The 13,312-nt window shown below is 64.1% G+C and carries 13 protein-coding genes and 1 tRNA gene; 12 read left to right on the top strand and 2 right to left on the bottom strand.

The window, feature by feature from the left end:
- Positions 1 to 25 precede the first annotated feature (25 nt).
- From FXY94_RS02850 to FXY94_RS02800, 11 genes are all read left to right on the top strand, one after another.
- On the top strand, positions 26 to 1,549 hold the full coding sequence (locus FXY94_RS02850; protein WP_016663511.1) for a CCA tRNA nucleotidyltransferase: 1,524 nt from the start codon (positions 26 to 28) through the stop codon (positions 1,547 to 1,549).
- Complete coding sequence (locus FXY94_RS02845) at positions 1,546 to 3,948, top strand: transglycosylase domain-containing protein (protein ID WP_016663510.1); 2,403 nt, start codon at positions 1,546 to 1,548, stop codon at positions 3,946 to 3,948. The genes FXY94_RS02850 and FXY94_RS02845 overlap by 4 nt, the downstream gene beginning before the upstream one ends.
- A gap of 153 nt (positions 3,949 to 4,101) precedes the next feature.
- Positions 4,102 to 4,392 (top strand): 30S ribosomal protein S6, encoded by a 291-nt coding sequence (rpsF, locus tag FXY94_RS02840; protein ID WP_016663509.1) that lies wholly within the window; start codon positions 4,102 to 4,104, stop codon positions 4,390 to 4,392.
- A gap of 46 nt (positions 4,393 to 4,438) precedes the next feature.
- On the top strand, positions 4,439 to 5,008 hold the full coding sequence (locus FXY94_RS02835; protein ID WP_016663508.1) for a single-stranded DNA-binding protein: 570 nt from the start codon (positions 4,439 to 4,441) through the stop codon (positions 5,006 to 5,008).
- Positions 5,009 to 5,099: 91 nt separating this feature from the next.
- Complete coding sequence (gene rpsR / locus FXY94_RS02830; protein WP_016663507.1) at positions 5,100 to 5,336, top strand: 30S ribosomal protein S18; 237 nt, start codon at positions 5,100 to 5,102, stop codon at positions 5,334 to 5,336.
- Between the two features lie 21 nt (positions 5,337 to 5,357).
- Positions 5,358 to 5,828 carry a 50S ribosomal protein L9 gene (gene rplI / locus FXY94_RS02825; protein WP_016663506.1) on the top strand — a complete coding sequence of 157 codons (471 nt, stop codon included), beginning with the start codon at positions 5,358 to 5,360 and terminating at the stop codon, positions 5,826 to 5,828.
- A 123-nt stretch (positions 5,829 to 5,951) separates the two neighbouring features.
- The gene (locus FXY94_RS02820; RefSeq protein ID WP_034371283.1) at positions 5,952 to 7,406 is read left to right on the top strand and encodes an amino acid permease; all 1,455 of its coding nucleotides are present in this window, start codon (positions 5,952 to 5,954) and stop codon (positions 7,404 to 7,406) included.
- Between the two features lie 10 nt (positions 7,407 to 7,416).
- Entirely contained in the window at positions 7,417 to 8,466 is a 1,050-nt protein-coding gene (locus FXY94_RS02815) for an acyltransferase (RefSeq protein WP_081976397.1), read from the top strand.
- A gap of 170 nt (positions 8,467 to 8,636) precedes the next feature.
- Complete coding sequence (locus FXY94_RS02810) at positions 8,637 to 9,509, top strand: hypothetical protein (protein WP_016663503.1); 873 nt, start codon at positions 8,637 to 8,639, stop codon at positions 9,507 to 9,509.
- Positions 9,510 to 9,627: 118 nt separating this feature from the next.
- Positions 9,628 to 9,711, top strand: a tRNA-Leu gene (locus FXY94_RS02805).
- A 75-nt stretch (positions 9,712 to 9,786) separates the two neighbouring features.
- Positions 9,787 to 10,254 carry a DnaJ family domain-containing protein gene (locus tag FXY94_RS02800; protein WP_016663502.1) on the top strand — a complete coding sequence of 156 codons (468 nt, stop codon included), beginning with the start codon at positions 9,787 to 9,789 and terminating at the stop codon, positions 10,252 to 10,254.
- A gap of 27 nt (positions 10,255 to 10,281) precedes the next feature.
- On the opposite strand, the gene FXY94_RS02795 is transcribed toward FXY94_RS02800, so the two are convergent.
- A complete protein-coding gene (locus FXY94_RS02795; RefSeq protein ID WP_016663501.1) occupies positions 10,282 to 10,896 on the bottom strand; it encodes a DJ-1/PfpI family protein in 615 nt (204 codons plus the stop codon).
- Between the two features lie 3 nt (positions 10,897 to 10,899).
- Positions 10,900 to 11,733, bottom strand: a complete 834-nt coding sequence (locus FXY94_RS02790) for a glycoside hydrolase family 25 protein (RefSeq protein ID WP_016663500.1) — start codon at positions 11,731 to 11,733, stop codon at positions 10,900 to 10,902.
- Positions 11,734 to 11,819: 86 nt separating this feature from the next.
- Here FXY94_RS02790 and FXY94_RS02785 point away from each other — a divergent pair, with 86 nt between their 5' ends.
- The gene (locus FXY94_RS02785) at positions 11,820 to 13,292 is read left to right on the top strand and encodes a protein adenylyltransferase SelO (protein ID WP_016663499.1); all 1,473 of its coding nucleotides are present in this window, start codon (positions 11,820 to 11,822) and stop codon (positions 13,290 to 13,292) included.
- The last annotated feature ends 20 nt before the right edge of the window (positions 13,293 to 13,312 follow it).

Below are 13,312 nucleotides of genomic sequence, written 5' to 3'. Positions count from 1 at the left end.
CGCACATCACAGATCAAGGTGAGGAATGAACGACGTGACTAACGGCGACAAGCGTGAAGCACACCGGATGGGGATCGAGACGGTTCGCATCCGCGCGCGGAGCATGTTCCAGGCGCTTCCAGCCTCCGTTCACGAGCTCGGTCAAATGTTCGAGAGTGCAGGCGAGGAACTGGCACTCGTCGGCGGGCCCGTGCGCGACGCGCTTCTTGGACGTAGCAGCGATGACCTTGATTTCACGACGTCGGCGCGGCCCGAGTCGACGGAGCAGATTCTTCGGCAGTGGGTCGGCAAACGGGGCGCGATCTGGGACATGGGGCGCGAGTTTGGCACGCTCGGCGCGCAGCTCGACGGCGTCAAGGTCGAGATCACGACGTACCGCACGGAGGAATACGATCCGCAGTCTCGAAAGCCGCAGGTCGCGTACGGTGACACGATCGATGGTGATCTCTCGCGACGCGACTTCACCGTGAACGCGATGGCCGTTCGTCTTCCCTCCCTCGAGTTCATCGATCCGTTCGGCGGCCTCGAAGATCTTGCCGCGGGGCTTCTTCGTACACCGGTCGCCCCCGAACAGTCCTTCAGCGACGACCCGCTTCGGATGATGCGCGCCGTACGTTTCGCCTCGACCCTTGGATTCGACATCGAGGAGGGAACCGCGCGCGCGATCGCCGCCCTCGCCGGCCGCCTCGAGATCGTGAGCGCCGAGCGTGTGCGCGAAGAACTCGTCAAGCTCATGCTCGGCGATCACCCAAGGCGTGCCCTCGAGCAGATGGTCGATTTTGGCCTCGCCGAGATCATCCTTCCCGAGCTTCCCGCGATGCGGCTCGAGATCGACGAGCACCACAGACACAAGGATGTCTACACGCATTCGCTCACGGTGCTTGAGCAGGCGATTGACCTTGAAACAGGCCCCGAAGGACCGGTTCCCGGCCCCGACTTCATTTTGCGATTCGCGGCGCTCATGCACGATTGCGCGAAGCCCAATACGCGCCGCTACGAAGAAGGCGGAGTCGTGACCTTCCGGTTCCACGAAGTCGTGGGGGCGCGCATGGCGAAGGCCCGAATGAAGGCACTCAAGTTCGATAAGGAGACGACCAAGGCGGTCGCACACCTCATCGAACTGCATCTTCGCTTTCACGGCTACGCGGATAGCGAATGGACAGACTCGGCCGTGCGCCGCTACGTGACGGACGCGGGCGATCAGCTCGAACGCCTTCACCGCCTCACGCGCGCCGATTGCACGACGCGTAACAAGCGCAAGGCCCAGCGCCTTCGCGAAGCCTACGATGACCTCGAAAAACGCATCGCCGAGCTCGCGGAACAAGAAGAGATCTCCAAAATCCGGCCCGATCTGGATGGCCGCGCGATCATGCAGATTCTTGACCTCAAGCCCGGCCCGGCAGTCGGCAAGGCATATGCCTACCTTCTTGAGCTGCGCATGGAGGAGGGACCTCTCGGCGAGGAGGAAGCCTCGAGGCGCCTTCAGGAATGGTGGGCGCATAATGGGGCGCACGAAAGCGCGCCGGCGACGAGAGGAACCTCGAAGTGAGCGACAAGAGCCCAAAGGGGACGAGCCGTACCCGCTCGAGCGGAAAGCGTGCAGCGCGCCCTGCGACCACTCCCGCGGCAGCGAGCATTGGTCGCAGCCGCACGAAACCGCGCCCCGAAAGCGCCGCGCCCACGAAAGGCCGGCACGCTGTAGCGGCAGCAGGCACGGCTGCGTCTAAGCCCAAACCCAAGCCCACGAACTTTCTCAACTACCCGCGCGCCGGAAAAGAAGGGTTTTCGCGGTGGCTTCCCTCGTGGCGCCTCCTTTCCGCGGCCGTCCTCGTTCTCTTCTGTGCTGGCGTGGGCTTCGGTGCGTGGCTGTATGCGACTACCGAAGTACCCGAGCCGACCGATATCGCCGTTGCTCAAACGACCCGCGTGTACTACTCGGACGGAAAGACTCTCCTCGGCGAGTTCAGCGACCTCAATCGCACGATCCTGCCCGCCGACGAGATCCCGGACAACGTCAAGGAGGCTGTCGTCGCCTCCGAGGACTCCACGTTCTACGAGAACCGCGGCATTTCGCCGAAGGGTATCGTGCGCGCTCTCGTGAACAACCTTTCTGGCGGCTCCCGCCAGGGGGCTTCGACGATCACCCAGCAGTACGTCGAGAACTACTACACGGGCAAGGTCACCTCGTATACCGGCAAGGTGCGCGAAATGATCATGGCCGTCAAAATCGATGAGGAGCTCGACAAGAACGAGATCCTTTCGCGCTACCTCAACACGATCTACTTTGGCCGTTCCGCCTACGGAATCGAAGAGGCGGCGCAGGCCTACTTCGGCAAGAGTGCGAGCGAGCTCGATGACGCCGAGGCCGCACTTCTCGTCGCCGTCATTCCCGCACCGAGCGCCTACGACCCGGCGAAGAATCCCGATAAAGCGAAAGCGCTCTGGCAGCGGGTCATCGACCGAGAGGTCAACGAGACGGGAAGCCTCACGAAGGAGGAGGCTGACAAGCTCAGCTTCCCCGAGACGATCGAATACAAACGTCAAAACTCCTTGCGCGGCACAAATGGCTACCTCATGACGACGGTGCGCAAGGAACTCGAGGCGCGAGGCTTCGACGAGGACGACATCGACACGGGCGGCTACACGATCGTCTCGACGATCGACAAGCACACGCAAGAATCGACCGTCGAAGCGATCGCGAATCTCCCCGAGGACCGCCCCGAGAATAACCGCGTGGGAACTGTGAGCATCGACCCGTCAACCGGTGCGATCCGGGCGCTCTACGGCGGCGAGGACTACCTCAAGCAGCAGCGGAACGACGCTACCCAGTCGCGCATGCAGGCCGGTTCAACGTTCAAGGCGTTCACGCTTGTTGCCGCGCTCGAGGAGGGCTATAGCCTCCACTCCAACTGGGACGCCTCTTCGCCTAGGACCTTCAAGGGGTGGACAGTCAAGAACTTCGGCAATGTCTCGCGTGGCAGCGTCGATCTCCTGACCGCGACGCGGCACTCCTACAACACGCCCTATGCGGCACTCAACGTTGACATGGGCGCCGAGAAGACGCGCGAAGCGGCCGTCAAGATGGGGCTTTCCGAGAAGACACCCGGTCTCGACGACAGTCCGAGCAACGTCCTTGGCTCTTCATCGCTCACGGTTCTCGAGCTCGCGGGGTCGTATTCCGTGATCGCCTCGGGCGGGATTAAGCGCACGCCGCACATCGTCGAAAAAGTGACGAATGCTGACGGTTCGAGCAAGTACGCCTATAAGGATGACGGCGAGCGAGTTCTCAAGGAGTCCACGGCGATCAACGCGACCGTAGCCCTCCAGGAACCCACGAGCTCTCGCGGCTCGGCACGAATCGTCAACAAAAAAATGGATGGCCGCCCGGTCGCGGGCAAGACGGGTACTTCAAGCTCGTTCCGCTCGGCGCTTTTCGTGGGTTACACCCCCCAGCTGGTCACAGCGGTGGGCATGTTCCAACCAAGCTCCGACGGCCGCACTGAAGAGCCACTCACCCCGTTCGGCCCGTGGGAGGACATGACCGGTGGCGGCGCGCCCGCGAGTATCTTCGCCGACATCATGACGAGCGCCCTCGACGGGCAGGATGAACTCGACTTCCCGGACGAAGTCGATACCGATGGCAAGAAGAAGCGGAAGAGGACAAAACGGACGCAGGCGCCTGCGCCGCGCGTGACCAAGGAACCCGAGGTGACCGAGGCACCATCGGAAGAGCCGAGTGAGGAGCCGCCCGCAACCGAGGAGCCGTCGCAGGAGGCGCCCGAGCCGTCTCCTTCTCCGTCCGAGGAGAAGCCGGCATCGCCAGCGCCGAAGCCGAAGCCCGAACCGAAGCCTGAACCGAGCGAAAAGCCGGAGACGCCGAAGGTACAGCCGACGCGCGGCAACGACAAACCCGTTGAGCCGACCGCGACGCCGAAAGAACCTCGGTAGCGGTGAGGTCCAGGCCACCGTCGGACCCCCTTCCCCGAACCCGGGCGAGCCGCTAGACTTGGGAAGTCTGTGGAAAACCGCAGGCGCATGCATGACCCTCCTGCCACGGAAGGACCGTGGCCGCGATAGACCACAGGAGGTGGGGATTTACACATGCGTAAGTACGAAATGGTTGTGATCCTGGACCCGTCGATCGACGAGCGTACCGTGGACACTACTTTTGAGAAGCTCATCAAGGTTGTTCCTGCTGAGGGCGGCACCGTCGACAACACCGACGTGTGGGGCAAGCGCAAGTTTGCGTACGAGATCGACAAGAAGCAGGAAGGCATCTACGTCGTTCTTAACTTCACCTCGAAGCCCGAGACCGCCAAGGAGCTCGATCGCCAGCTCGGCCTCAACGAGTCCGTTCTGCGCACGAAGCTCATGCGCGTCGACGAGAAGTAAAAACCTCGTTTACACGCCACACCGCACCATCAGCTGAAGGAGAGTCATGGCGAACGATACCGTCATCACCGTCGTCGGAAACCTGACCGCCGATCCCGAGCTGCGCTTTACGAACTCGGGGATTCCCGTCGCGTCGTTCACCGTCGCGTCGACCCCCCGCACGTTCGACCGTCAGTCGGGCGAATGGAAGGACGGCGAAGCTCTCTTCCTGCGCTGCTCCATCTGGCGCGATGCAGCCGAGAATGTCGCCGAGTCCCTCACGAAGGGCACCCGCGTGATCGTTCAGGGCCGCCTCCAGCAGCGCTCCTACACCGACCGCGAAGGCAATAACCGCACCTCGATCGAACTCCAGGTCGACGAGATCGGCCCTTCGCTTCGCTACGCGACCGCGAAGCCGACCCGCACTCAGCGCGGCGGCGGCGGAAACTTCGGTGGCGGTTTCAACGGTGGTAACAGCGGTGGCGGCAACTATGGTGGCGGCCAAGGCGGCTACTCCAACCAGGGAGGCTACGGCGGTAACCGCGGTGGCGCCCAGGGTGGACCGCAGGGCGGCCAGAACCCCGCCGATGTTGACCCCTGGAGCAACGGCGGCGCTGAAGAGCCACCGCCCTTCTAAATCGCGCCGCGCCACTCGGCACACATTCTCAATTTATCCATTCCATCCCGGGTAGAAAGCCCGGGCTCCCCTCACTCAAAGGAGCACCACGATGGCGAAGCCAGAGCTTCGTAAGCCCAAGAAGAAGCAGAACCCGCTCAAGAGCGCCGGTATCGAGAACATCGACTACAAGGACCCCGCGGTTCTGCGTAAGTTCATTTCGGATCGCGGAAAGATCCGTGCACGCCGCGTGACCGGCGTCAGTGTCCAGGAGCAGCGCAAGATCGCGAAGGCCGTCAAGAACGCCCGCGAGATCGCCCTCCTTCCCTACTCGACCTCCGGTCGCTGAGCCAAGGAAGGATAGAGAAAAATGGCTACTACCAAGCTCATCCTCACCAACGAGGTTTCCAAGCTCGGCGGCCCCGGCGATGTCGTCGAGGTCAAGGCCGGCTACGCGCGCAACTACCTTCTGCCGCGCGGCCTTGCCACGCCGTGGACCAAGGGCGCTGAGCGCCAGCTCGAGCAGATGGCTGCCGCAAACTCGAAGCGCGCCGTGGCGTCGCTCGAGGATGCGCAGGCACTGCGTGACCTCCTCCAGACCAAGCCGGTCGTCGTGGCCGAGCGTGCGGGCCAGAACGGCCGCCTCTTCGGCGCCGTGACCGCCGCCGAGGTTGCCGAGGCCGTTAAGGCTGGCTTCGATCGCGAGATCGATCGCCGCAAGGTCGAGTTCACCGCGCCGATCAAGTCGCTCGGCGAGTACACCGTGACGGTGCGCCTGCACGAAGAGGTTTACGCAAACCTCGTTGTCCAGGTCGTTGCCGCGAAGGGTGCGCGCGCCTGAACGGCATAGCGTAAACGCTCGAATGAGAGCGAACGAGGAAGCGGCGGGCCCACACCCGCCGCTTTTTCGTGTCATCTGGTGGTCTTTCGCGCGCCCTGCCAAAAAATTGAATACATTTATGCAATGACCTCCCCATCCTCACACCCGTCTACAGCCAGCGATCCCCACGAACACGGCCACCTTTCCCGATCGCTCACGCATCGGCAGATGGCCATGATCGCGATGGGTTCCGCGCTCGGCACAGGCCTTTTCCTCGGTTCCGGAGATGCGATCGCCGTGGCCGGTCCCGCCGTGATCATCAGCTTTGCGATCGGCTCCGCCATTGCCATGACCATCGCCCTCGCGATGGGCGAGATGGCCTCGCGTCACCCCGTCCAGGGCGGATTTGGCACACTCGCCGCGCGCTATCTCTCGCCTTTTTGGGGATACCTCGTGCGGTGGCTCTACTGGATCGTGACGGTCGGGGTGACCGCCGCTGAACTGTATGCGTGCAGCCTGTATCTCCAGTTCTGGGCGCCGGATCTTCCGCAGTGGGCGGGGGTCGCAATCCTCGGCGCGATTGTCGTCGCGATCAACGTGGTGAGCGTCAAGAGCTTCGGCACGATCGAGTTTTGGCTTTCGAGCATCAAGGTCATCGCGGTCGTCGTCTTCATTCTCGTGGGGCTGTGTCTCGTGTTCTTCGGGCTCCCGGGAACACCTGCTGCCGGGGTCTCGAACTGGACGAACGACGGTGGCTTCATGCCCTTTGGCTTCAAAGGTGTGTGGGTCTCGATGGCGCTCGTGATGTTTTCCTTCGGCGGCATCGAGATGCTGTCGATCTCGGCCGCTGAGGCGAAGGATCCCGCACGGTCGATCCGCACGGCCGCGCAGTCGACCGTGATTCGATTGAGCTTCTTTTACGTCGTGGCGATCGGGATTATCGTCGCGCTCGTGCCGTGGAAAGAAGCCTCGGGTGCCGCTGGTGACGTGCGCCTGTCGCCGTTCGTCATGGTGTTCCACGAACTCGGGATTCCCGCCGCGGCGGGCCTCACGAACCTCATCGTGGTGATCACCGCGCTGTCCGCCGCAAACGCCAACGTGTATGCGGGCTCGCGCTTTCTTCACTCGCTCGCCGCGGATTCGCTCGCCCCGCAAATGCTCGAGCGCACGACCAGGCGCGGCATTCCGCTGCCCGGCATCATCGTGCACGCATGCGGGATCCTCGTCGTCGTGGTGCTTGCGATGACGGGTATCGGCGGTCTGTTCCCCCTCATCATGTCGACCGTGATCTTCTCGGCGGTCATCGTGTGGGTTTTGATCCTGGTGACCTACGTGGTCTATCACCGCACGCGCGACGGCCGCGAATTATTCCGCATGCCCGGTGGCGTGGTGACGGCGATCGCGGGCATTGCCGGCCTCCTTTTCGTGTTCTCGACGGTGATCGCCGTTGAGCGCATGCAGCTCGCGGCCATGGTGGGCATCCCGTTCGTGCTGCTCGTGACCCTCGCGTACGTGCTCGTGTTCCGCCACCGCATTAGCGTTGAGGCCATCGACGCGAGCTTTGCCGAGGCTGAAAAGGCGCGCGCCGACTTCTCGTAACCTTGATCCCATGCCTTCGACACCTCAGCGGCGCTATGTGCCAATGCTCGATGTTGTGCGTATTTCGGCGATCGTCGCTGTCGTAGGCATCCACTGTCTCGCGCCCGCCGCCACTGCCGAAGGTGCCCCCTGGGCTCTCGTTGTGTTCCGCTCGATGCTGAACGCTGCAGTGCCCGTGTTCATCATGATCTCCGGCGCCCTGAACCTCGCTCCGGTGGCGATGCGCAATGGAGCATGGCCGTTTCTACGTTCGCGTTTCGCGCGGCTCATTCCCGCGACCATCGTGTGGACGCTCGTGTATGGCGTTGTGATCAATGGCGTGGTTCTGGGTCGCGACCTGACCGCGGAGCGGCTAGGCAAGGAAGCGCTCATGGGGGATCAGTCCCCGCAGCTGTACTTTCTGTGGCTCATCATGGGACTGTCCATCATTACCCCCGTGCTCGGCTCGTTCGTTGCGCATTCGAAAGCGCGTGCGTGGGCTGCCACCGGTGTGAGCCTCGCGTGGGGTTTGTCTGTGTATCTTGCTCCGAACGCGTTTGAGGCGGTCGGGCAACCCACGGGTGTGATTTCCGGGGCGGTGCTCACCTACTGGATTTTCTACGTAGGGCACTACCTTGCCGGTCACGTCGCGTTCGCCCACCCGGTCCGACGGCGCCTTGCGCCCGCCGTGCTCGCCCTCGGTATCGCGCTGCTCGTGGCTCTTGGCGTGTGTGGCGGTCTCGGTATTGAGAACGAGGGATGGGGCAAGCTCGTCAGCGGCAACTACCGCTCACCCTTGAATGTCGGTGCCTCGTTTGCGCTTGTGGCGGGCCTTCTTGCCGTGAGCCGCGAGTGGGAGGTTTCCGATCGTGTGCAGGGTGTGTTGCGGCGCCTCGGCGATGCGTCGTTCGGCGTGTTCCTGTGCCATTTCGTTGTGCTCATCGGTGTGCGCCTCCTAGTGCCCGGGCTCGACTCGAGCGGAACGCTCGCGTGCGTGGGCGCATGGGTGCTCGTGCTCGGGCTTTCGTGGGCACTGTCGCTTGTCGCGGCGCGAATCCCTTGTGTGCGAGCGGTGTTTTAGCGGCGCGGCCTCGTAAGGCGCCTGGTCACCGTCGGACCCCGCCTGCCGCTCGAGCGTGGGGCTTTCCTTCACAACCTCCACACTTTGCAAAGTCTTTACTTTTTGCGTGGGGCGCGGGAAGATATGTCAGCACACACTTCCCTCGTGCCCATGTCTAGAGGAGATTTTCCATGTCGATGAGGTCCACGTTCCGCGGCGCATCCGCCGCGTTCGCCGCCGCGCTTGTGCTCGCTTCGTGCGGGGCGACGGGCGGTGAGGTGTCCACGCCAACCGAGACCCCCACCCACGCACCCGAAACGGCGAAGCCGAGCCCCACCCAGATCCCCTCGGCCGAAGAGAGCGACAAGCCGAGTGCGGAGCCGAGCGCGAGCGAGGATGCGAGCGCAACGCCGAGCGAGAGCTCGAGCCCAACCGCGTCTTCCGATTCTGAAGCCAAGGTGGGCGCGGCTCCCGCGATAATCGCTCACTTCACTGAGGACACCAATCCGGATATCGGCGACTTCCCCTTTAGCCGTGACGTGGTTGCCACGTCCATCTCGAGCGTCTTCGATGATGGCGGTGAGGCAACCGTGGAGTGCGATGGCGATATTGACATCACCGCGGGCAAGCCGAAGACTCACTGCACGGTGACGACAGGGGACAGGACCCGCGAGGCCTACGCCTACGGCACCTTCTCGAATGTGCAGGGCCCGGGCCTTCTCGTCGCCTTTGACAACGACTTTGATGCCTCGCTCAGCGCGAAGTTCACCGAACCCGGAACTGAGGTTCTTGCCTACGGCATCGGTGACATGTGGGCCGTCGATTCTCCCGTGGACGGCGCAACTGTGTCCGAAAAGGCGCTCAAGGCGATGCAGTCCCTCGAAATGCCCATCTCGAAGTTCGAGTGTGCGGGTGAGATGTCGATCGCTGACAGCCGCAACTCCCAGGTGTGCCCGATCGAGGCGGAATGGGGCAAGGCAGAGGCCACGGTCATCGCAGCGACGATCCTCAATTCTCAGGATTCGGGCGTGCTCGTCGTGACACAGGTGCCTACCGACGACTAGTTCACCCCGTGGCGTTGCCCACCCGGCCCGTGCGCGGATTCGCGCGCGCGAGGCGGTGGGGCTATATTAGGGAGCGCTTCGATCTCGGTGTGCCGTGAAACCCGGTGTCGAAGTTCCCGCGCAAGTGGCGGAATTGGTAGACGCGCACGGTTCAGGTCCGTGTGCCTTTGCGGGCGTGGGGGTTCAAGTCCCCCCTTGCGCACCCCATGCGGGCCCCTCCTACGGGAGGGGCTTTCGCGTATCTGCACGCGTGTACTCGGGTGAGGGGTTGAGCAGCATGAGTGAGGAGACACCCTCGGGCTCCCACACAAACGCATGGCTCGGTGCCATGGGGGAGGGCGCGGGGTTCATTCCGACGGCTGCCGATCGGGCCGCCGCTGCCGGCGTTTTTGACAACCTTCCCCTCGCGGGTGCGCAGCTCGAGCTTCCGGACGTGCACGATCCCGACTGGTGGATTAAATCGCGCATTTCCTCCGGCGAATTCGATCGCGAGGCGCTACTGCCCGCCACTGTGGTGCTGCGCAAGGAACACGATATGCTCGCGCACACTCTTCGCTCGCTCCCATCGCAAGACGCGGTGCGCGAATACCTCGAGGACTACAACGCTCGGGCGCGCCGCGAAAACAGCGCGGCGGTCCGTGACGCTTCGCTGCGGCCCGCCTCAAGCGAGGAACCTCCGCTTCTCGTGCCTCTCGTCGATGTCGAAAACTGGGTCTCTCGCTGGCACCGCCTCCGCCAGTTGTGAGGGCCTGCCGCCCCGCTGTGCACGCCCTCAGGGCAGAGGGAGCGCGGCGGCGAAGGGATCCGAATCGCTATCGGTGGTGGCCGTGTATTCGGCCTTCGCAAGGGCCCGATCACGTGCCTCGGCTCCGCAAAGCGAGGCGATGAGCGCGGCCGTCATGTCCATGCCCGCGGCAACGCCCGAGGACGTCCACCGATCGCGATCCTCAACCCAGCGAGCCTCCCTCTGCCAGGCAACCGTCTGACCGAAGGTGCGCGCCCACTCGAACGCGGCTTTATTGCTCGTTGCGCGGTAGCCTTCGAGCAGCCCGGCCGCAGCGAGGAGCGCCGAGCCAGTGCACACGGACGCGAGGAGCCGGGCACGCGCGCCGGCCTCGGTCAGCCACGCGAGAAACGGCGCATCGTCGACGAGCGTTCGCGTGCCGGGCCCTCCCGGGACGAGAAGGATGTCGATCGGCTCCTTGGAGAGCTCCCGAAACGAACGGCCACACTCCACGCGAAGGCCCTGCGCGCTCGAGACGAGACCCGCCTCGGGCCCCACAAAGTCGAGCGTGATGCCCTCGACGTGGCTCAAAAGCTCAACCGGCCCGCAGACGTCAAGAAGCTCGAAGCCGTCAAAAAGTACGACGCTGATGCGCCTCGTCATCTTTTAATCTCCTCTGAGATGCGCTGGCCGAATTACGTCAATATCGACCTTCGTGGAAATTCCGTCGACTGTGCCGTCAAACCGCAGCTGCCATACCGCCCAGCGATCCTCCTCGGGTCGCGACGACCCGGAAAAAAGCCAGGTTGGGCGGCCTTCGGCGTGCGGGAGATCGTAGTGGCGCCGCCACTCGGCACTCGAGTAGATCACGAGCTTTCGCCCCCACGCCTTTTCGACAATGCTCACGAAGTCAGCGACCTCCGCGTTTGCGTGCTGCGCCTCGGGGCGTTCGTCGCACGCGCCATCAAACTCGAGGTCGAGGGCGGGTGGAAGCGCAACCGAATCCGGCGGGGCTGCCTTCAAGAAATCGCGTGCCTGGTCCGCGCCGGGGGAGCACAGCGTGAAGTAGTGGTAGGCGCCCGGGGTGATGCCGTTTTTCGTGGCGCCCTCCCAGTTCGCGGCAAACTTCGGGTCGGTATAGCCGGTGCCCTCGGTCGCCTTGATGTACGCAAAGCTCACGCCCGCATCGGCGACATCGCCCCAGTCAATCGTCTTTTGGTGCGAGGACACATCGATGCCGAGGCTTTCGCCCTCGCGCAGATCCACCCCGCGCGGCAGATTTGTGAGAGCGGAGGCATCCGCGGGGGTGTCCGGGATGGTCATCACGCGCGCCTTCACGGGTGCGGGGGCGGCGGGGACCGCCCGTTGGTCCGACGGTTGCCCGGCCGCAATGGTGCTCACGAGCGTGCCAATCGAGACGAGCATGCAGGACGCGGCGAAGATGGCGACGATCGCTTTGTATTGGCGCCGATAGACGTCGGCGCGAGAAAAGCGCGGCATACCGAAAGTGTAGTGGTCAAGCGCTCACGGATGTGGGTGCGACGCTAGGTGAGCAAGCGTCGGAACGGACCCTGTAGCGTGGTGGTGTGCCTTCCCAGTTTCCGCCACTGACCACCGAGTTCGCGCGCGAGTTTCCCGATCTCGTGCGCGAGTGCGCGCCCAGCATCCCCACCGATACGCGCGTGGGGGCCGCGAATGCGCCGCTCGCGAGGGAGCTCGGGATTGATTCCGGGGCGGAAATTGAGGCGGTCGAGGGCCTCGCGCGCAGCTTTGCGAATGCGAACAGCGCGCACGCCATGGCGTATTCGGGCCACCAGTTTGGCACCTTCTCGCCCGTCCTCGGCGACGGCCGCGCTCACCTCATGGGCGAGCTGACCTGCGGCGATGCGATCGTGGACGTGCACCTCAAGGGCAGCGGGCTCACGCTGTTCTCGCGTCCTGGATCGGACGGCAAGGCGCCGCTCAGCGCGATGTATCGCGAATACCTCATCTCGGAGGCGCTTGACGCCCTCGGCATTCCCACGAGCCGCGCGCTCGCGGTTCTCGAGACGGGGGAGCGGATCAGGCGCCGCGCACCCGAGCCGGAACCTGCGGGGATCCTCGTGCGCACGGCTGCAAGCCACGTTCGCGTGGGCACCTTCCAGTTCGCGAGGGTCGCGGGCGATCAGGGATCAATCGCGGCGGATACGCGCGACACGCTCGTACGATTCGTCCTCGATCGGCACTACCCCGGATGGGAAGAGAGTGCCGACGCTCGCCGGCGGCCTGCCCTTGCTCTCCTTCGCGGCGTCGCAGCGCGCCAGGCGCGGCTCGTGGCCCAGTGGATGGGGGTGGGGTTCGTGCACGGCGTTCTCAATACCGACAACGTCAGCGTTGCGGGCGAATCGATCGACTTTGGGCCGTGTGCCTTCCTCGATCGGTACGAGGCCGGGGCGTGCTTCAGCTCGATCGACACCGGCGGCCGCTACGCCTACGGCCAGCAGCCGGCCATTACGCAGTGGAACCTCGCGCGCTTCGCCGAAGTCCTGCTCGACCTCATCGACCCGGATCCGCAGCGCGCGATCGACGACGCGAGTGCGGTACTAGCGGAGTTTGAGGAGGAGTACCGCGCTGCCTTCACGCGAGTGTTCGCGCGAAAGCTCGGAATTGAGGCGGAACCGGACGCCGCGTTGGCGCAGTTCGTTGCGAACACCCTCGAGTCCCTCGAGCGCGAGCACATGGACTTCACCCTGTTTTTCAGGGCCCTCGCCGAAGGAAAAAGCATCGACGGAGAGTTTGCCGCGGGCAGTGCGTGGCGAGCTGAACTCGAGGAGCTTCGCTCGCGCGGGGGAACGAGCCTCGAGCGCGCGGAGGCGCTCATGCGCGAGACGAACCCGATCTACATTCCCCGCAACCACCACGTCGAGGCAGCACTGCGCGACGTCGAGCGCGGCGAGCGGGGAAAATTCGAGCGCCTCCTTGCCGCGATTCGCGAGCCGTGGACACGCCGCGACGGATTCGAGGACCTCGAGGCGCCACCGCCCAACGCTCGATTCTTCACGAGCTTTTGCGGGACGTGAGCCGCTTTCCCGAGGATCGA

It is taken from the genome of Dermabacter jinjuensis (assembly GCF_902381725.1).
In the GTDB taxonomy this organism is placed as follows: Bacteria; Actinomycetota; Actinomycetes; order Actinomycetales; family Dermabacteraceae; genus Dermabacter; species Dermabacter hominis.
Note: the sequence above shows the minus strand (reverse complement) of the source record. Positions and strands in the feature narration are given on the sequence as shown.

What these genes read in the sequence shown, in the direction of transcription:
- FXY94_RS02850 (WP_016663511.1), top strand. Translation starts at nt 26, where the DNA reads ATGAACGACGTGACTAACGGCGACAAGCGTGAAGCACACCGGATGGGG.
- rpsF (WP_016663509.1), top strand. Translation starts at nt 4,102, where the DNA reads ATGCGTAAGTACGAAATGGTTGTGATCCTGGACCCGTCGATCGACGAG.
- FXY94_RS02835 (WP_016663508.1), top strand. Translation starts at nt 4,439, where the DNA reads ATGGCGAACGATACCGTCATCACCGTCGTCGGAAACCTGACCGCCGAT.
- rpsR (WP_016663507.1), top strand. Translation starts at nt 5,100, where the DNA reads ATGGCGAAGCCAGAGCTTCGTAAGCCCAAGAAGAAGCAGAACCCGCTC.
- rplI (WP_016663506.1), top strand. Translation starts at nt 5,358, where the DNA reads ATGGCTACTACCAAGCTCATCCTCACCAACGAGGTTTCCAAGCTCGGC.
- FXY94_RS02820 (WP_034371283.1), top strand. Translation starts at nt 5,952, where the DNA reads ATGACCTCCCCATCCTCACACCCGTCTACAGCCAGCGATCCCCACGAA.
- FXY94_RS02815 (WP_081976397.1), top strand. Translation starts at nt 7,417, where the DNA reads ATGCCTTCGACACCTCAGCGGCGCTATGTGCCAATGCTCGATGTTGTG.
- FXY94_RS02810 (WP_016663503.1), top strand. Translation starts at nt 8,637, where the DNA reads ATGTCGATGAGGTCCACGTTCCGCGGCGCATCCGCCGCGTTCGCCGCC.
- FXY94_RS02800 (WP_016663502.1), top strand. Translation starts at nt 9,787, where the DNA reads ATGAGTGAGGAGACACCCTCGGGCTCCCACACAAACGCATGGCTCGGT.
- FXY94_RS02795 (WP_016663501.1), bottom strand. Translation starts at nt 10,896, where the DNA reads ATGACGAGGCGCATCAGCGTCGTACTTTTTGACGGCTTCGAGCTTCTT.
- FXY94_RS02790 (WP_016663500.1), bottom strand. Translation starts at nt 11,733, where the DNA reads ATGCCGCGCTTTTCTCGCGCCGACGTCTATCGGCGCCAATACAAAGCG.